At 70.8% G+C, this 17,694-nt stretch carries 14 protein-coding genes; 6 read left to right on the top strand and 8 right to left on the bottom strand.

Going from position 1 to position 17,694, the window contains the following annotated elements; genetic code table 11:
* Nucleotides 1-219: 219 nt before the first annotated feature.
* Genes AB0F82_RS16100 through AB0F82_RS16090 form a run of 3 tightly spaced genes read right to left on the bottom strand, consistent with a single transcriptional unit; the run spans nt 220 to nt 2,332 of the window.
* A complete protein-coding gene (locus AB0F82_RS16100) occupies nt 220-813 on the bottom strand; it encodes a TetR family transcriptional regulator (RefSeq protein WP_362627672.1) in 594 nt (197 codons plus the stop codon).
* Nucleotides 814-834: 21 nt separating this feature from the next.
* Complete coding sequence (locus AB0F82_RS16095) at nt 835-1,917, bottom strand: aldo/keto reductase (protein ID WP_362627669.1); 1,083 nt, start codon at nt 1,915-1,917, stop codon at nt 835-837.
* A gap of 58 nt (nt 1,918-1,975) precedes the next feature.
* Entirely contained in the window at nt 1,976-2,332 is a 357-nt protein-coding gene (locus AB0F82_RS16090) for a DoxX family protein (protein WP_362627666.1), read from the bottom strand.
* 79 nt (nt 2,333-2,411) lie between these two features.
* On the opposite strand from AB0F82_RS16090, the gene AB0F82_RS16085 reads away from it, so the two are divergent.
* Nucleotides 2,412-2,867, top strand: a complete 456-nt coding sequence (locus AB0F82_RS16085; RefSeq protein ID WP_362627663.1) for a MarR family winged helix-turn-helix transcriptional regulator — start codon at nt 2,412-2,414, stop codon at nt 2,865-2,867.
* 191 nt (nt 2,868-3,058) lie between these two features.
* On the opposite strand, the gene AB0F82_RS16080 is transcribed toward AB0F82_RS16085, so the two are convergent.
* A complete protein-coding gene (locus AB0F82_RS16080) occupies nt 3,059-4,507 on the bottom strand; it encodes an MFS transporter (RefSeq protein WP_356815207.1) in 1,449 nt (482 codons plus the stop codon).
* A gap of 33 nt (nt 4,508-4,540) precedes the next feature.
* Between AB0F82_RS16080 and dusB the strand changes: the two genes are divergently transcribed.
* The 3 genes from dusB to AB0F82_RS16065 all read left to right on the top strand — a co-directional run bounded on the left by dusB (nt 4,541) and on the right by AB0F82_RS16065 (nt 10,161).
* Nucleotides 4,541-5,701: a tRNA dihydrouridine synthase DusB gene (gene dusB / locus AB0F82_RS16075; RefSeq protein ID WP_362627710.1), complete on the top strand. Its 1,161-nt coding sequence runs from the start codon at nt 4,541-4,543 to the stop codon at nt 5,699-5,701.
* A gap of 364 nt (nt 5,702-6,065) precedes the next feature.
* Nucleotides 6,066-8,774, top strand: coding sequence for a pyruvate, phosphate dikinase (gene ppdK / locus AB0F82_RS16070; protein ID WP_362627660.1), 2,709 nt, complete (start codon nt 6,066-6,068; stop codon nt 8,772-8,774).
* A 388-nt stretch (nt 8,775-9,162) separates the two neighbouring features.
* Nucleotides 9,163-10,161, top strand: coding sequence for an ArsR/SmtB family transcription factor (locus AB0F82_RS16065; RefSeq protein ID WP_185558549.1), 999 nt, complete (start codon nt 9,163-9,165; stop codon nt 10,159-10,161).
* A gap of 53 nt (nt 10,162-10,214) precedes the next feature.
* Here the strand turns inward: AB0F82_RS16065 and AB0F82_RS16060 are convergent, their stop codons facing one another.
* Nucleotides 10,215-11,375, bottom strand: a complete 1,161-nt coding sequence (locus AB0F82_RS16060) for an alkaline phosphatase PhoX (protein ID WP_362627657.1) — start codon at nt 11,373-11,375, stop codon at nt 10,215-10,217.
* A 562-nt stretch (nt 11,376-11,937) separates the two neighbouring features.
* Between AB0F82_RS16060 and AB0F82_RS16055 the strand changes: the two genes are divergently transcribed.
* Nucleotides 11,938-12,351 carry a VOC family protein gene (locus tag AB0F82_RS16055; protein WP_362627654.1) on the top strand — a complete coding sequence of 138 codons (414 nt, stop codon included), beginning with the start codon at nt 11,938-11,940 and terminating at the stop codon, nt 12,349-12,351.
* Between the two features lie 24 nt (nt 12,352-12,375).
* Here AB0F82_RS16055 and nirD read toward each other — a convergent pair whose 3' ends face one another.
* From nirD to AB0F82_RS16040, 3 genes are read right to left on the bottom strand one after another with little or no spacing between them, the layout of a single operon-like run.
* Nucleotides 12,376-12,708 (bottom strand): nitrite reductase small subunit NirD, encoded by a 333-nt coding sequence (gene nirD / locus AB0F82_RS16050; RefSeq protein ID WP_356810400.1) that lies wholly within the window; start codon nt 12,706-12,708, stop codon nt 12,376-12,378.
* Nucleotides 12,705-15,230, bottom strand: a complete 2,526-nt coding sequence (gene nirB, locus AB0F82_RS16045; RefSeq protein WP_356810399.1) for a nitrite reductase large subunit NirB — start codon at nt 15,228-15,230, stop codon at nt 12,705-12,707. Before nirB ends, nirD begins: the two co-directional genes overlap by 4 nt.
* A 1-nt stretch (nt 15,231) precedes the next feature.
* Entirely contained in the window at nt 15,232-16,521 is a 1,290-nt protein-coding gene (locus AB0F82_RS16040; RefSeq protein WP_362627649.1) for an NAD(P)/FAD-dependent oxidoreductase, read from the bottom strand.
* Between the two features lie 361 nt (nt 16,522-16,882).
* Here AB0F82_RS16040 and AB0F82_RS16035 point away from each other — a divergent pair, with 361 nt between their 5' ends.
* On the top strand, nt 16,883-17,659 hold the full coding sequence (locus tag AB0F82_RS16035) for a sulfite exporter TauE/SafE family protein (RefSeq protein ID WP_362627646.1): 777 nt from the start codon (nt 16,883-16,885) through the stop codon (nt 17,657-17,659).
* The last annotated feature ends 35 nt before the right edge of the window (nt 17,660-17,694 follow it).

Genomic DNA, 17,694 nt, shown 5'->3' with positions numbered 1-17,694 from the left:
CCAGGAGTAGCCGGCCTCGGCCATGACCTCGTCGGCGATCAGGTAGCGGTCGGCGTGGACGTCGTCGTCGGTCATGGGGACCTCGCCGCGGCGTTGTCGTACGTAGTAGGGGAACCGTAAGAACCTTGACAGCGTACGGACAAGGTGGGCGCGCCAAAAATGATCACAAAGCCGCGCCGGACGGCCCGTTCGGGATGTCCGGCGGGTGCCGGAGGTGCCTCAGGCGCGCAGGCCCCTGATCACCAGAGCGGTGACCGCCTCGAACTCCGCGAGGATGGTGGGGGAGAACCATTCCGCCGCGTACTGCGGGTCGTGGAAACGGCCGGTGGCGTCGAAGACCGCGCGGGCCGCGGCCGGCACGTCGGGTGCCGCGAGGGAACCGTCGGCGACGCCCTGCGCGATGATCCGGGCCAACTGGTCGATCAGCTCGGTCAGATGCTGCTCCACCGTCCCGCTGTTCTCGGCGAGGAGCACCGTGTACGTCGCGAACAGCTCCGGATCGTCGCCGGCCTTGTGGCGCTTGGCCGCGAACAGCGCCTCCAGCCACGCCTCCAGCTTGGAGGGTGCGCTCTCGGCGGGGGCCGAGGCGATCCGCTCCAGCACGACGACGCTCTTGGCGAGCCAGCGGTCGGTGACGGCCTCGCGCAGCGCGGCCTTCGAGGGGAAGTGCCGGTAGACGCTGCCGTGGCTCACTCCCAGGGCGCGCGCCACGTCCACCACGGTCGCCTTGGTGGGGCCGAAGCGACGCAGCACCTCCTCGGTGGTTTCGAGGATGCGCTCGGGGGTGAGGGGCTCGGCGGCAGCGGGTGGCATGGGTACGACCGTACCGCCAGCTCAGTGCTCGCTGTCGAGGTGGGCCATCTGCGCTGCCGGATAGCGCTCGCCCGCCGCCGCACCGGCGGGCACGGCCTCCTCGACGGCGGCCAGGTCTGCCGGGCTGAGGGTGAGGTCCATGGCACCCAGTGCCTCGGTGAGGCGGTCGCGGCGCCGGGCGCCCACCAGCGGCACGATGTCCTCACCGCGCGAGAGCACCCAGGCTATGGCGATCTGGGCGACGCTCACGCCCTTGTCGTCGGCGACCTTGCGCAGGGCGTCGACGAGGTCCAGGTTGCGGTCGAGGTTCTCGCCCTGGAAGCGGGGGCTCATCCCGCGGAAGTCGCCCGGGGCCAGGGTTCGGTCGCGGGTGAAGTGGCCGCTGATCAGGCCGCGGGACAGCACCCCGTATGCCGTGACGCCGATGCCGAGCTCGCGGGCGGTCGGCAGGATCTCGTCCTCGATTCCGCGCGAGATCAGTGAGTACTCGATCTGGAGGTCGCAGATCGGGGCCACGGCGGCGGCCCGGCGCAGGGTGTCGGCGCCGACCTCCGAGAGGCCGATGTGACGCACGTGCCCGGCCTGGACCGCTTCGGCGATGGCTCCGACGGTTTCCTCGATCGGCACGTCCGGGTCCACGCGGGCGATCCGGTAGATGTCGATGTGGTCCCGGCCGAGCCGCTGGAGCGAGTAGGCCAGGAAGTTCCTGACGGCCTCGGGGCGGCCGTCATAGCCGGCGAAGCCGCCCTCGACCGTGCGCAGCGCGCCGAACTTGACGCTGGTCAGCGCCCGGTCGCGGGCCGCCGCGGACGCCGTGCGGAGGGCTTCGCTGATCAGCAGCTCGTTGTGGCCCATGCCGTAGAAGTCGCCGGTGTCCAGCAGCGTGTTCGTGCCCTCGGGGACGGCGTCCAGGTACGCGTGGACGGTCGCGATGGACTCGGCGCGGTCGGCTTCTCCGTAGAGGGCGGACATCCCCATGCAGCCCAGCCCGAGCGGAAAGACACAGGGGCCGGTGCTGCCGAGGCGCCGCGGGCGGGCCGTGGTCGTCGTGGTGGTGCCGACCGGGTCGGCGGTGGTCGCATCGATGCTCTCGTTCCTGGTCATGGAACGAGAATGGCAGGACGGGTGACAGATTTCAATATCTGTCACCCGTCAGTGTCGGTCAGGCGAGGATGCGCAAAGTCATTGCCGCCGCGGCGACCAGCGCGAGGCCGGCCGCCGGTGCGAGCTCGTAGTCCTTGACCCGCAGGTGGCTGATGACGGCGCCGATGAAGTAGAGGGTCACGCCGGCCGCGGCGGCCACGCCGAGCGGAGTGACCCACAGGCCCGCGACCAGGCCCATCGCGCCGGCGGCCTTGAGTGTGGCCAGTCGTGGCAGCCAGGAGTCGGGGACCTGGACCTTCCGCATGCTCGCGACGATCTGGTCGTTGCGCTGCAGGGTGAAGGTGGCGGAAGCGGCCAGCGCGAGGGCGAGCAGCCCGCCGACCACGGCGTAGGCGATGAGCATGAAGATCTCCAATGATTGAGAGTGTCAGATCATTGGATAGCATCAACGATCTGCCTGACGCAATCATTTCTCAGGCGCTACGATGTTGACCATGACGGCAGACCAGGACGGATCGCACCCCCCGCAGCGACTGGGCCTGCTGCTCGCCTGGCACGGAGCGGTCACCCAGACCCGCATGAAGCAGGCTCTCGGCGCGGCCGGCCTCACCCCGCGGCACGCGATGACGCTGATGCACCTCGAAGGCGGCCCCATCAGCCAGCGGACGCTCGCCGACCGGCTGGAGGTCGACCCGAGCGTGCTCGTCGGGGTCCTGAACGACCTGGAGGGCGAAGGCCTCGCAGAGCGCCGCCGCGACCCCGCCGACCGCCGCCGCCACAACGTGGCCATCACCCTCGCCGGGCAAGCCGCTCTGGCGAAGACGAACGCAGCCCTGGACGAGGTCGAGGACGGCATGTTCGCGAGCCTGTCGGTCCAGGAACGCGACCGTCTGCGCGCCCTTCTGGACCGGGTCAACACCTCGGCCGAGGACTTCGACTGCGGCGAGTAGAGGCCGCCGTCCGGCAAGGTCCGAAAGACACTGCCCATGGGCTGTCCCGTGAGCGCCGGTGGTTCAAGCGCGCGGCGTCAGACGCGGTGCATCGCAAGGCGCAAGAGCGTGCTGATACTGGGGCGTATCCGGGCGTTCCGACAACGCGGCGAGGTGCCGTGGCTGTCGTCGCGCGCCCGCCGGGACAGCCCTTAGCCGCGCGCAGACCCCACGGCCGCGGCGGGTCCGCTGGTCTCCTCCAGGGTGCGGGCCGTGCGTTCCGCCGTCCCGCGGGCCCAGGTGCCGCTCGTCGCCGCGCCCACGACCAGGACGAGCAGCCCGCACAGCGTGATGATCCACCAGGCCGGCTGGGCGGCCCCGGAGAAGTCCTGGCCGCCGGCCAGGCCGGCCGCCAGGACCGAGCCGATGACCGCGACGCCCAGTGTGCCGCCCGTCTGCCGGCTGGTGGAGGCGATGGCGGCCGCGACACCCGCCTGGGAGCGAGGCATCCCGGACACGGCCGTATTGGTGATCGGCGCGTTCACCATGCCGAAGCCGAGCCCGAACAGCACGTACCCGGTGAACAGGAGCGGGTTGGACGTCTCCGCCTCGAACAGGGCGAACAGCAGCCCGCTCGCCGCCATCGCCACTCCCGCGATCAACAGGCAGATCCGCGGCCCCCGGCTGCCGACCAGCCGCCCCGCCAGTGGGGCGAAGAGCACGGTCAGGCCGGCCATCGGCAGCATGTAGAGCCCCGCGTGCAGGGCGCTGAGCCCCCGGACGTCCTGGAGGTAGAGCGTGTTCAGGAAGAGGAAGCCGGCCAGCCCGGCGAAGGCGCTGATCGCGATCACCGTCGAGCCGCTGAAGGGCGCGCTCCGGAAGAACCGGAGGTCGATCAGCGGCTCCGCGCGCCGGGGCTCGTGGACCAGCAGGCCCACGAGCGAGGCGACGGCCACCACCGCGCACCCCATGATCAGCGGCGAGCGCCAGCCTGCGGCGGGCGCCTCGATGATCCCGTACGTCAGGCTGCCGAGCAGTGTGATCACCAGCACCTGACCCAGCGGGTCGGGGCGGCGCGGCCGGGCCGCCCGGGACTCCGGGATGTGGCGCAGGGTCAGCACGAGCGCCGCCAGGCCGATCGGCAGGTTGATCAGGAAGATCGAGCGCCAGCCCACGGAGTCCACCAGCACCCCGCCGATCAGGGGGCCCGCGGCCATCGAGATGCCTCCGACCGCGCCCCACACGCCGATGGCCCGGGCCCGCTCGGCCGGATCGGTGAAGGTGTTGGTGATGATCGACATCGCGACCGGGTTGAGCATCGCGCCGCCGACCGCCTGCACCATCCGGAAGACGATGAGCCAGCCGAGGCTCGGCGCGAGGGAGCAGAGCAGCGAGCCCAGCCCGAAGGCCAGCAGACCGGCGACGAACACCTTGCGGCGGCCGATCCGGTCGGCCGTGGAGCCCATGAGCATCAGCAGCGAGGCGAGGACGAGCGTGTACGCGTCGATGGTCCACTGCAGCCCCGCGACCGAGGCGTCGAGCTCGCGGCGCATCGACGGGAGCGCGACGTTGAGCACGGTGTTGTCGAGGCTGACGATGAGCAGGCTCATGCAGCAGATCGCCAGGACGATCGTGCGCTGCCGGTGACTCGGCTCGATCATGCGCCGATGCTACGTCCGCCCGTCCCCCTCGGCATGCGGGACAATGGGCGGATGACCACGCTCCCTCCGCCTCTCGCGATCGGCCCGCACACCGTGCAGCCCCCGGTGGTGCTCGCGCCCATGGCCGGCATCACCAATGCCCCGTTCCGTACCCTCTGCCGGGAGTTCTCGGGCGGCAAGGGGCTGTTCGTGAGCGAGATGATCACGACCCGCGCCCTGGTCGAGCGCAATGAGAAGACCATGCAGCTGATCCACTTCGACGAGACCGAGAAGCCCCGGTCGATTCAGCTGTACGGGGTCGACCCGGTGACGGTGGGCAAAGCGGTCCGCATGATCGTCGAGGAGGACCGGGCCGACCACATCGACCTCAACTTCGGCTGCCCCGTCCCCAAGGTCACCCGAAAGGGCGGCGGCTCGGCGCTGCCGTACAAGCGCAACCTGCTGCGCGCGATCCTGCGCGAGGCCGTTGCCGGGGCCGGCGACCTGCCCGTGACCATGAAGATGCGCAAGGGCATCGACGACGACCACCTCACCTACCTCGACGCGGGCCGCATCGCCGTCGAGGAGGGGGTCACCGCCATCGCCCTGCACGGACGGACCACCGCGCAGCACTACGGCGGCACCGCCGACTGGGACGCCATCGCGCGGCTCAAGGAGCACGTGCCGGAGATACCGGTCCTCGGCAACGGAGACATCTGGTGCGCCGAGGACGCGCTGCGCATGGTCCGCGAGACCGGCTGCGACGGCGTGGTCGTGGGCCGAGGCTGCCTGGGGCGGCCGTGGCTGTTCAACGACCTGGTGGCGGCCTTCGAGGGGCGGCCGGAGGACTTCCACCGGCCCACCCTGCGCGAGGTGGCCCGGAGCATGCACCGGCACGCCCAGCTGCTGGGGGAGTGGATCGGCGACGAGGCCCGCGGCGTGATCGACTTCCGTAAGCACGTCGCTTGGTACCTCAAGGGCTTCTCGGTCGGGTCCGAGATGCGCAAGAAGCTCGCGGTGACCTCTTCGCTGGCCGAGTTGGACGCTCATCTGAGCGAGCTCGACTTGGATCAAGCATGGCCGGAGAGTGCCGACGGTCCGCGCGGCCGGACGTCCGGAAACAACCGAGTTGTCCTGCCTGACGGCTGGCTGAGGGATCCGTACGACTGCGCGGGCGTGGGCGAGGACGCGGAACTGGACACCTCTGGAGGCTGACAAATCGCCCTCCGTGGTGCGTGATATACGCCACGCATGGGAGAGGTTTCGCTCAGATGAGCAGATAAGTCACGGGTAAGACTTTCAAAGGGTGGCACTGGGTGCCACCCTTTGTGTGTTCAATACTTGAATGCAAATGTATCGATGATCGCTCATCCGAGCGTGAACAAGCCTCAGTGGCCCCCTCTCCCTTCGGGACCTGAACGCTCTTGGTGCTTTCTGGTTACCCCTGAGTTACTTTCGATCTGCTGGCGCACGGGTGGTTACGGCCGCATGACGGCCAAGTGGACGTACCCAGAAGCCTTCGATCTGGGTATGTTCCTGGCCGTCAGGGCAGCCACCGAGCCTCGAGGAGTCGAGACCCGTGTCGGAAAACAAAGATCAGAAGTTCGTCTACGACTTCACCGAGGGCAACCGCGACCTCAAGGACCTTCTCGGCGGCAAGGGTGCCAACCTCGCCGAGATGACCAACCTGGGTCTGCCGGTCCCTCCCGGCTTCACCATCACCACCGAGGCCTGCAAGGTCTACCTCGAGAGCGGCTCGGCCCCGGCCGCGCTGCGCGACGAGGTCAGCGCCCACCTTGCGGCCCTGGAGTCGAAGATGGGCAAGAAGCTCGGACAGTCGGACGACCCGCTGCTGGTCTCCGTGCGTTCCGGTGCCAAGTTCTCGATGCCCGGCATGATGGACACCGTCCTGAACATCGGCCTCTCCGACGAGTCGGTCGCCGGCCTCGCCTCCCAGGCCGGCGACGAGCGCTTCGCGTGGGACTCGTACCGCCGCCTGATCCAGATGTTCGGCAAGACCGTCCTCGGCGTCGAGGGCGAGCTCTTCGAGGACGCCCTCGACGAGGCCAAGGCCGCCAAGAAGGTCACCGTCGACACCGACCTCGACGCCGCCGACCTGAAGAAGCTCGTCAAGGTCTTCAAGAAGATCGTGTCGAAGGAGGCCGGCCGCGAGTTCCCGCAGGACGCCCGCGAGCAGATGGACCTCGCCGTCGAGGCCGTCTTCAACTCGTGGAACACCGACCGCGCCAAGCTCTACCGCCGCCAGGAGCGCATCCCCAGCGACCTGGGCACCGCGGTCAACGTCTGCTCGATGGTCTTCGGCAACCTGGGCCCCGACTCCGGCACCGGCGTCGCCTTCACCCGCGACCCCGCCAGCGGCCACGCGGGCGTCTACGGCGACTACCTCCAGAACGCCCAGGGCGAGGACGTCGTCGCGGGCATCCGCAACACCGTGCCGCTTGCGGACCTGGAGTCCATCGACAAGGCCTCGTACGACCAGCTCATGACGATCATGACGACGCTGGAGAACCACTACAAGGACCTCTGCGACATCGAGTTCACGATCGAGCGCGGTCAGCTGTGGATGCTCCAGACCCGTGTCGGCAAGCGCACCGCCGGCGCCGCCTTCCGCATCGCCACCCAGCTCGTGGACCAGGGCCTGATCGACGAGGCCGAGGCCCTCCAGCGCGTCAGCGGCCACCAGCTGGCGCAGCTGATGTTCCCGCGCTTCGACGAGGGCGCCAAGACCACCCTGCTCGGCCGCGGCATCGCCGCCTCCCCGGGCGCGGCGGTCGGCAAGGCCGTCTTCGACTCCTACACGGCCGTCAAGTGGTCCCGCTCCGGCGAGAAGGTCATCCTGATCCGTCGCGAGACCAACCCGGACGACCTGGACGGCATGATCGCCTCCGAGGGCATCCTGACCTCGCGCGGCGGCAAGACCTCTCACGCGGCCGTCGTCGCCCGCGGCATGGGCAAGACCTGTGTCTGCGGCGCCGAGGAGCTCGACGTCGACACCAAGCGCCGCCGCATGACGGTCGGCGAGACGGTCATCGAAGAGGGCGACGTCGTCTCCATCGACGGCTCCACGGGCAAGGTCTACCTCGGTGAGGTACCCGTCGTACCCTCCCCGGTCGTCGAGTACTTCGAGGGCCGCATGCACGCCGGCGCCGACGACGCCGACGAGCTCGTCGCCGCCGTGCACCGGATCATGGCGTACGCGGACCGCGTCCGCCGCCTGCGGGTGCGCGCCAACGCCGACAACGCCGAGGACGCGCTGCGCGCCCGCCGCTTCGGCGCCCAGGGCATCGGCCTGTGCCGCACCGAGCACATGTTCCTCGGTGAGCGCCGTGAACTGGTGGAGCGACTCATCCTCGCGGACACCGACGAGGAGCGTGAGGAGGCACTGAGTGCCCTCCTGCCGCTGCAGAAGAAGGACTTCGTCGAGCTCTTCGAGGCGATGGACGGCCTGCCCGTCACCGTCCGCCTGCTCGACCCGCCGCTGCACGAGTTCCTGCCCGACATCACCGAGCTGTCGGTGCGCGTCGCCCTCGCCGAGTCCCGCAAGGACGCCAACGAGAACGACCTGCGCCTGCTCCAGGCGGTCCACAAGCTGCACGAGCAGAACCCGATGCTGGGTCTGCGCGGTGTCCGCCTCGGCCTGGTCATCCCCGGTCTGTTCAAGATGCAGGTGCGGGCGATCGCGGAGGCCGCTGCCGAGCGCAAGAACGCCAAGGGCGACCCGCGCGCCGAGATCATGGTCCCGCTCGTGGGCACCGTCCAGGAACTGGAGATCGTCCGCGACGAGGCCGACCAGGTCATCGCCGACGTCGAGGCCGCCACGGGCACCAGCCTCAAGCTGACCATCGGCACCATGATCGAGCTGCCGCGCGCCGCGCTGACCGCCTACCAGATCGCCGAGGCCGCGCAGTTCTTCTCCTTCGGTACGAACGACCTGACCCAGACGGTGTGGGGCTTCTCTCGCGACGACGTCGAGGCCAGCTTCTTCACCGCGTACCTGGAGAAGGGCATCTTCGGGGTCTCGCCGTTCGAGACCATCGACAAGGACGGCGTCGGCTCGCTGGTCCGGCACGCGGCCAAGCTGGGCCGGGCCACCCGCCCCGACCTCAAGCTCGGCGTCTGCGGCGAGCACGGCGGTGACCCCGAGTCCGTCCACTTCTTCCACGAGGTCGGCCTCGACTACGTCTCCTGCTCGCCCTTCCGGATTCCGGTGGCGCGCCTGGAGGCCGGTCGTGCGGCCGCCGAGGCGAAGGGCAGCGACAGCCGCTGACCCCGCCGGGCCCCCCAAGGGCCCCATAAGACCGCGCCTGTCCCCGGGTTCCCTGACTGCCCGGGGGCGGGCGCGCCTCAATTTGTTGTTCAATAAATCTTTACGCCAGCAGGCGGTGGACGGATCCCCACCCGTCCACCGCCGCTGTCATTCTGCCGGGCACGTCGGCGCTTCCCAGTGCGACCGACCGCCAGGCCCCGCAAAGCCCCCCACGGCCTTCGCGGAGCGTTTCGGTCGCACCGGAGTGTGCCCGGCGGAGTACAGGATTTCGGTTGTCACGCCCCTGCCGAAAGGGGTTTCAACTGTGGCCGAAAGGGCGTGGTGACCACGTGTGACTGCGTGCATACTCATGGGGCGGGGGGATTGCGGTTGCACAGGTGGGGGTTCGGTGCTGCGTATCCATTTCACTGGAGTGGACCTGGCACGCGTACGGATGGCAGGGCGTCCCGATGCGTTGTGGGAAACGATTCTCAGCTTTCACCGCTTAAGAGACCGGCGCGACGCCCGGTTGTTCGGTGAATGGCGTACGGAAACCCGGAGCAGGTTGAACAGTGAAACACGCACGCTCGGTATGCTCATACCGAGCCGCGGTTATTTCCCCGATTTCCTGACCCCTGTGGAGGGACAGTACGGGTGGGACGTGGGCCTCGACGCGCTGCGCGGGATCCGTCCCGAGCGCATGCGCCGCGAGCTCCAGCTGCTGGGCGCCGGAGCGCCCACGACACCGCGGCTGCGGGACTTCATGGAGGGCGGCACCAAGCAGCTCCCGAGGCTGATGGGCGAGCTGCGCGCCTACCACCGGGCCGCCGTGGAGCCGTACTGGACCCACATACAGGCCCAGATAGAAGCCGAACGGGCGGCACGCGGCCGCGCGTTGCTCGACGGCGGAGCCGACGAGCTGCTGGCCTCGCTGCCGCCCATGCTGCGCTGGCGGGCCCCGGTACTGGAATGCGATTACCCCGTGGACCGGGACGTACGGCTGCGGGGGCGCGGGCTGCTGCTCCAGCCGTCCTTCTTCTGCCGGCGCACCGCCGTGACCCTGCACGACCCGGAGCTGCCGCCGGTGCTGGTCTACCCGGCCGCCGCGCAGCTGGCCTCCGCGCCGGGGAGCGGCGAGGCGGCCCGGCCCGCGGAGGACCAGCGCCAGCGCACCCTGGGCAAGCTGGTCGGGCACACCCGCTCGGTCGTGCTGCGGGCCATAGGGGACGGTGCAACCACCAGCGAGCTGGCCCGCCGGGCCGGCGTCTCGCTGGCCTCCGCGAGCCAGCACGCCTGCGTGATGCGCGAGGCGGGCCTGGTCACCACCCTGCGCCGCGGCAACGCGGTCCTGCACACCGTGACGCCGCTGGGAGCGGCGCTCCTCAAGGGCGGGGCGGTGGCGTCGTGAGACGCCGGCGGCCCCCCGGCCCGGGGCGGGCCGGGGGGCCGCCGGGACGGCCGTCAGGTGCGGAAGGGGCCCGTCACCTCGTAGGTGATGCCGCCGGAGGAGCTGCCGCTCGTACCGCGCTGGCTGGAGAAGTAGAGGCGGTTGCCGGCGGGCGAGAAGGCCGGGCCGGTGATCTCGGAGGAGGACTGGCCGGTGATCCGCAGGAAGGGCGCCACCACGTCGTCCGGGGTGATCACGCATATCTCCATGTTGCCGCCGTCCTCGGCGACGTACAGGTCGCCGTACGAGGAGCCGGTGACGTTGTCGACGCCCGTCAGCGGGGCGGCGCCGCCGGGTACGAGCGAGTCGTCGTAGGCCAGCTCGTACGTGTTGTTCGCGAGGTTGAGCTGCCAGACCCGGTTGTCGCCCTTGGTGGTGAACCAGACGGTGTCGTTGGCGTAGTGGCAGCCCTCGCCGCCGTTGAACTTCTTGGAGCCGGAGACCTGGCTGCGGGTCACCGTCGGGGAGCCGTCCGGGTCCGGGACGTTCTGCCAGGTGAAGGAGCCGGAGGTGGCCGTTCCGGCCTTGAGCACCTGGAGGGTGCCGGAGGAGAGGTCGCCCCAGGTGGTGGGGACGAAGCGGTAGAAGCAGCCGCTCGTCTCGTCCTCCGTCAGGTAGATCACCTGGCGGACCGGGTCCGCCGCGGCCGCCTCGTGCTTGAAGCGGCCCATCGCCGGGCGCTGGACGGCCGCGTTCACGCCGTACGGGTCGGATTCATAGACGAAGCCGCGGTCGACCTCCTCGCAGGACAGCCAGGTGTTCCACGGTGTCTTGCCGCCGGCGCAGTTCTGCCGGGTGTTCGAGAGGATCCGGTACGCGCCGGTGACGGTGCCGGAGGAGTTGAACCTCACCGCGCTCGCGCCGCCGGAGGGGTTGATCTCCGAGTTGGACACGTAGATCCAGCCCGAGCCGTCGGTGTAACAGGCACCGCCGTCGGGTGCGCTGTGCCAGGTGTACGAGGTGCCGCTGACGGTCTGGCCCGAGCGGGCGATCACCCGGCTGGTGAAACCGCTCGGGAGCATGATGCCGTTGGCGTCGGCGGCACCGAGCGCCCCGTACGGGCCGGCCCCGGGCTGGGCGGGAGCCGCGTAGGCCGCCCCGTGCATCAACGTGCCGCCGAAGGCGGCGGCCGACGAACCGATCACTGCGCCGCGCAGGAAGGTACGACGTTCCACGGTCACTCCTGTGGGAGGAAGGCCCCGCGGCCGGTCGGACGCGGGGTCGCACGCGTCGAGGAACCTAGGAGACGCCAGTTGACGTGGCGCCAAATCCTCATTACGCCCGAGCGACCGGTCGGCGTTCAATCCTGCGGCGGGGATTTCCGCGCGCCCGCGGCTTTCTTTACCGAAGGCCTCCGGAACCCGGCCGCATCGGCGCCGGGCGGATTCGCGGGGTCGGACCCGCCTGCGGCGGACGGCGTTCGCACAGCGCCGCGTCCGCGAAGACCCCGTGCCCGGCCGTCCGCGGTACGGGCCGCCAGGCGGGCCGCACCCACCAGTTCCGGCCTGTCTCGGAGGCCGGGGTTTAGGCTCCCCCGCCCGGTGTCCCACCCGGTCAGGCCTGCTGGGCCCCGCGGTGCTCCAGCTGCGCATACCGCCCTGACCTGCGATGTCGTCGGTCCGGCAGGAAAGTTCAGAAAAACTTCGCGAGCGGCGATGAGTTTTCCCCGGTCCCGCGGTCTACCTCTCGAAAGCACCGATTGAACGCACCGACCGAGCAGCAGAGAGAGGGACCTCGATGTCCGCGACCATGATCTTCGTCAACCTGCCCGTCAAGGACCTGGACGCCAGCAAGGCCTTCTGGGGCAAGCTGGGCTACTCCTTCAACGCCCAGTTCACCGACGAGAACTGCGCCTCCATGGTCATCAGCGACACGATCGTCGCGATGCTCCTCACCGAGGCCCGCTACAAGGACTTCACCCACAAGGAGATCGCGGACGCCACGAAGACGTCCGAGGTGCTCCTGTGTCTGAGCGCCGAGAGCCGCACCGCGGTCGACGAGCTGGTGGACGGGGCCCTGGCGGCCGGCGCCACCGAACCCCGTCCGGCCCAGGACCACGGCGTCATGTACGGCCGTGCCTTCGACGACCTCGACGGCCACACGTGGGAGATCATGTGGATGGACCCGGCCGTGATCCAGAAGCAGGACTGACCGCCGGGCCCACCACCCCTCCGGTCAGGAGGTCGCGGCGGTCCGCACCGGGTAGGTGAGGACCGCCACCTCCTCGTCGTCCAGGCAGCGCCCCGTCTCCAGGTCGAAGCGCTGCTTGAGCAGCGGGGAGGCCACGAAGGGCCGGCCCGCCGCGGCCCCCACCAGACCGCGCGAGAGCACCTGCGCCCCGGTGAAGGGGTCCTGGTTGCCGATGGCGTACGCACGCCCCGCACGGTCGACGAACACCGCGGCCTGGCTCCCGTCGGGCAGCAGCGCCGCGACCCCGCGCCCGGGGATGAGCGCCGACAATTCGCACACCGTCAGCCAGCCCTGCGCCACTTGCAGTTCCACGGTCATCGGACGGCACCTCCTATGGTCAGGACGGCCAGGTCGGGCTTGACCTGGTCGCGCTCGGGGACGAACTGCACGGTCGGGTCGGGGGCGCCGGGCGCGTTCACGAAGGACACGAACCGGCGCAGCCGCTCCGGGTCCTGGAGCGTCTCGGCCCATTCGTCCCGGTAGTGGGCCACGTGGTCGGCCATCAGGGACTCCAGCTCCGCGCACAGCCCCAGCGAGTCGTGCACGACCACGTCCCGCAGGTGGTCCAGGCCGCCCTCCAGCCGCTCCAGCCAGGTGGAGGTCCGCTCCAGCCGGTCGGCGGTGCGGATGTAGAACATCAGGAACCGGTCGATCAGCCGGATCAGTTCCGCGTCCGACAGGTCCTGGGCGAGGAGGTCGGCGTGGCGCGGCGTGGCACCGCCGTTGCCGCCCACGTAGAGGTTCCAGCCGCTCGCCGTCGCGATGACCCCGAAGTCCTTGCTCTGCGCCTCCGCGCACTCGCGGGCACAGCCCGACACCGCCGACTTCAGCTTGTGCGGGGCTCGCAGCCCCCGGTAGCGCAGCTCCAGGTCGATGGCCATCCGCACGCTGTCCTGGACGCCGTAGCGGCACCAGGTCTGCCCCACGCAGGACTTCACCGTCCGCAGGGCCTTCCCGTAGGCGTGTCCGGACTCGAAGCCTGCGTCGACGAGCCGGGCCCAGATCCGCGGGAGCTGGTCAACGCTCGCGCCGAACAGGTCGATCCGCTGACCGCCGGTGATCTTCGTGTAGAGCCCGAAGTCGCGGGCGACCTCGCCGATCACGATCAGCTTGTCGGGGGTGATCTCACCGCCGGGGATGCGCGGGACGACCGAGTAGGAGCCGTTGCGCTGCATGTTCGCGAGGAAGTGGTCGTTGGTGTCCTGGAGGGCGGCCTGCTCCCCGTCCAGGACGTAGCCGCTCGCGCCGAGCGTCGCCGCGAGCGAGGCGATGATCGAGCCGACGGCGGGCTTGCAGACCTCGCAGCCGTCGCCGCCGCGCGCCTCGGGGCGGCCGTGGCCGTCGAGGATCTGCTCGTAGGAGGTCAGCCGGCGGGTGCGGACGATCTCGTAGAGCTCGGCGCGGGTGTACGGGAAGCAGCCGCACAGCCCCTTGTCGGCGGCGGCCGGGAGCAGCTGCCCGATGACCTTGAGGCAGGAGCCGCAGCCGGTACCCGCCTTGGTGCACTTCTTGACCTCGGGGAGGGTGGTGCAGGCGGTGATGGCCTTCTTCGTGACGTTGTGGCAGGAGCAGATCACCGCGTGGTCCGGGAGCGCGGACGGCCCGAGCGCGACGGGCGCGCCGACGCCCGCGGGCAGGACAAGCTGCTCGGGGGCGACGGGCGGGACGCTGCCGGTGAGCGGGCGCAGCAGGCCGTAGGAGTCGGCGTCGCCGACCAGGACCCCGCCGAGGAGGACCCCGTCGGGGGAGACCACCAGCTTCTTGTAGACGCCGGAGCGGGAGTCGGACCAGACGACGTCGAGGCTGTCGGGGGTGTTTCCGTGGGCGTCGCCGAAGGAGGCCACGTCCACGCCGAGCAGCTTCAGCTTGGTGGAGAGGTCGGCTCCGGTGAATTCTTTCTCCCGGCCCAGCAGGTCGTCGGCGGCGGTCTCGGCCATCTCGTAGCCGGGGGCGACCAGACCGTAGACGCGGCCGTCGACGGCCAGGGCGCACTCGCCGATGGCGTAGACGTGCGGGTCGGAGGTGCGGCAGCGGGCGTCGACCGCGATACCGCCGCGCTCGCCGACGTCCAGACCGGCGTCGCGGGCCAGCTGGTCGCGGGGACGGACGCCGGCGGAGAAGACGACGAGGTCGGTGTCGACGGTGGAGCCGTCGGAGAGCCGCATTCCGCTGACGCGGCCGTCCTCGCCGGTCACGACCTCCTGGGTGCCGACACCGGTGTGGACGGTGAGGCCCATGGACTCGATGGTGCGCAGCAGCGCGGCGCCGCCGCCCTCGTCGACCTGGACGGGCATCAGGCGCGGAGCGAATTCGACGATGCGGGTGGCGAGACCGAGGCCCTGGAGGGCGCCGGCGGCCTCCAGGCCGAGGAGTCCGCCGCCGACGACCGCGCCCGTGGTCCTGTCCTTCGCGTACTCCTCGATGGCGAGGAGGTCCTCGATGGTGCGGTAGACGAAGCAGCCGGCGGCGTCCTTGCCGGGGACGGGCGGCACGAAGGGGTAGCTGCCGGTGGCCAGGACCAGCACGTCGTACGGGAACACCTGCCCGGAGCGGGAGGTGACGGTGCGAGCGGCCCGGTCGATGTGCTCGGCAGGGTCGTCGAGGTGGAGGGCGATGCCGTGCTCGTCCATGAACCCGGCCGGCGTCATGGACAGGTCCTCGGGGGTGCTGCCGGAGAAGTACGAGGTCAGGTGCACGCGGTCGTAGGCGGGCCGGGGCTCTTCGCAGAGCACGGTGATCCGGTGCGTGGTGGTGACCCCGCGCTCGGCGAGCGCTTCGAGGTAGCGCTGGCCGACCATGCCGTGCCCGATGAGCACGATCGTGGGCAAGGGCTCGGTCATGTCAGTGGCCTCCGTCGTCGGTGAGCAGGTGGAACAGGTCGTGCGGTGGTTCCCCGCCCTCCCAGGTGCGGGCGAGGGCGCCCACCGTGGAGAGTTCGCCGAGCAGCACCCCGCCGACGAGGCGGTCGCCGCGCAGGACGACCTTGCGGTAGGTGCGCCGGGTGCCGTCGGTGAGACGGACCACGTCGTCGCCGGGCAGGGCGGTGGTCTCGCCGAAGGCGGCGAGGTCCAGGGAGTCGTCGCCGGTCCCGCCGAGGGTGAGGCGGGTGAGGGCGCGGGTGCCGGTGTAGGGGGCGGAGCCGCCCGTCAGGACCGCGGCGAGGGCGTCGGCCTGCTCCAGGGCGGCGCCGGCCAGTCCGTAGACCTGGCCGGCGTGTTCGGCGCAGTCGCCGATGGCGTGGATGCGGGGGTCGCTGGTGCGGAGCTCGTCGTCGACGAGGATGCCCTTGCGGGTCTCCAGGCCGGCGGCCTGCGCCAGGCCCGTGCGGGGGCGTACGCCGCAGGCGAGGACGACGATGTCGGCCTCCAGCCGGTAACCGTCGGCGAGCTCGACGCCGGTGACCTTGCGGGGGCCCGCCGCGGCGCCCGGGCGCGGCGCCGCTGCCGGGGGCGTTGCCCCGGCACTCCCGCTCCTCGAATGCCGCAGGGGCTGGATTTCCAGGCCGCGGGCCCGGCATTCCGTGTGGATCTCCACGCCGAGTTCGGTCAGGTGCGTCGCCAGCAGGGCGGAGGCTTCCGCGTCCAGTTGGCGTTCCATCAGGCGCTCGCCCTGCTGGGCCAGGACCACCACCGCGCCGCGCGCGGCGAGCGCCCGGGCGGCCGAGACGCCCAGCAGACCCCCGCCGATCACCACCGCCCGCACCCCCGGACGTACGGCCGCCGAGAGCGCCAGGCAGTCGTCCATCGTGCGGAACGCGTGTACTCCGTCCGGGAGTTCCCGCCCCTCGGGTTCGAACAGGCCGCGCAGCGGCGGGAGCACCGCGTTCGATCCGGTGGCCAGTACCAGCGTGTCGTACGGGGCCACCGTGCCGTCGTCGCAGTGCACGGTCCGGTCCGCGCGGTCGACGCGCACCGCCCGGACCCCGCGCCGCAGCACCGGGCCGGGGGCCGGGAGGGAGGTCACCTCCGGCGCGTACCGGCCCGCCAAGACCTCGGCGAGCAGCACCCTGTTGTACGGGACGTGGGTCTCCTCGCCGAGGACGGTCACCGTCGCGGCCGGGCCCAGCCGGCCCGCGAGCCGCAGGCCCGCGAGGCCGCCGCCGATCACCACCACACGCTTTTCCGAGGTCATGCCATGAGGGTGCGCGGCCGCTGTTTCCCCGCCGCATCGCCTCTGTTACCCGGACGGAACGCCGACCTCAGCGACCGGTTCAAGGGTCGGTGAGGCCCTCCTCAAGGCCGCCTTGAGGATCATCACGGCCTCCGCAGACCCTCGCCGGTGCGGACGGCGCCGGCCGTACTGGCCCGCGTACCCCCGGGCGGGGCGGCTCGCGGCGGGGCTGGGGGCGGCCGGCGTGCCGGCCGGCAGTGGCTCACCGCGCTCGTGGACCCGGCCGCTCCGGACCGGGCCCCGGCCCGGCGAAGCTCAACCTTTGCGCAACTTTCCGGCGATTGAATGGTCACTGCACCCGACAGCTCCATAGGGTCGGTACGTGCCTGACATATCTACGACCGTGATCATCGTGCTGTGCGTGGCCGCCGCGGCGGCGGGCTGGATCGACGCGGTGGTGGGCGGCGGCGGCCTGCTGCTCCTGCCCGCCCTCCTGCTGGGCCTGCCCAACGCGCATCCCGCCGCCGTCCTCGGCACCAACAAGGCGGTGGCCATCGTCGGCACGGCCGGCGCGGCCGTGACGTACGCCCGCAAGGCCCCCGTGGACGTGAAGCTCGCCGTCCGCATCGGCCTGGCCGCGCTCGCCGGATCGATGGGGGGCGCCGCACTCGCCGGCGGCATCAGCAAGGACGCCCTCCGACCGATGATCATGGTGGTGCTGGTGGTCGTCGCCGGCTTCGTGCTCTTCCGGCCCGGCTTCGGCACCGCCCCCTCCACCTCGCCCGTCAGCCGTGCCCGGGTGCTGCTCGCCATCGGTCTGGCCGGCCTCGGCATCGGCTTCTACGACGGCCTCATCGGGCCGGGCACCGGCACCTTCCTGGTGCTCGCGCTCACGGCCCTGCTCCACCTCGACCTGGTCACGGCCTCCGCCACCGCCAAGATCGTCAACTGCTGCACCAACGCGGGGGCGCTCGCGATGTTCGCCTACCAGGGCATGGTCCTGTGGCAGCTGGCCGCGCTGATGGCGGTGTTCAACCTGGCCGGCGGCATGATCGGCGCCCGGATGGCGCTCAAGAAGGGCAGCGGCTTCGTCCGCGGGGTGCTGCTGACCGTGGTCGGCGCGCTGGTGGTCAAGCTCGGCCTGGAGCAGTGGGGCTGACCGGCCGCAGTCGCCAGGGGGTGTCCTCGTCGAGG

The sequence above is a fragment of the Streptomyces virginiae genome (genome assembly GCF_040638905.1).
GTDB lineage: Bacteria > Actinomycetota > Actinomycetes > Streptomycetales > Streptomycetaceae > Streptomyces > Streptomyces virginiae_B.
Note: the sequence above shows the minus strand (reverse complement) of the source record. Positions and strands in the feature narration are given on the sequence as shown.

Bases quoted from the DNA above. Each gene is read 5' to 3' on its own strand.
- AB0F82_RS16100 (WP_362627672.1), bottom strand. From the start codon at position 813: ATGCCACCCGCTGCCGCCGAGCCCCTCACCCCCGAGCGCATCCTCGAA.
- AB0F82_RS16095 (WP_362627669.1), bottom strand. From the start codon at position 1,917: ATGACCAGGAACGAGAGCATCGATGCGACCACCGCCGACCCGGTCGGC.
- AB0F82_RS16085 (WP_362627663.1), top strand. From the start codon at position 2,412: ATGACGGCAGACCAGGACGGATCGCACCCCCCGCAGCGACTGGGCCTG.
- AB0F82_RS16080 (WP_356815207.1), bottom strand. From the start codon at position 4,507: ATGATCGAGCCGAGTCACCGGCAGCGCACGATCGTCCTGGCGATCTGC.
- dusB (WP_362627710.1), top strand. From the start codon at position 4,541: ATGCGGGACAATGGGCGGATGACCACGCTCCCTCCGCCTCTCGCGATC.
- AB0F82_RS16055 (WP_362627654.1), top strand. From the start codon at position 11,938: ATGTCCGCGACCATGATCTTCGTCAACCTGCCCGTCAAGGACCTGGAC.
- nirD (WP_356810400.1), bottom strand. From the start codon at position 12,708: ATGACCGTGGAACTGCAAGTGGCGCAGGGCTGGCTGACGGTGTGCGAA.
- nirB (WP_356810399.1), bottom strand. From the start codon at position 15,230: ATGACCGAGCCCTTGCCCACGATCGTGCTCATCGGGCACGGCATGGTC.
- AB0F82_RS16040 (WP_362627649.1), bottom strand. From the start codon at position 16,521: ATGACCTCGGAAAAGCGTGTGGTGGTGATCGGCGGCGGCCTCGCGGGC.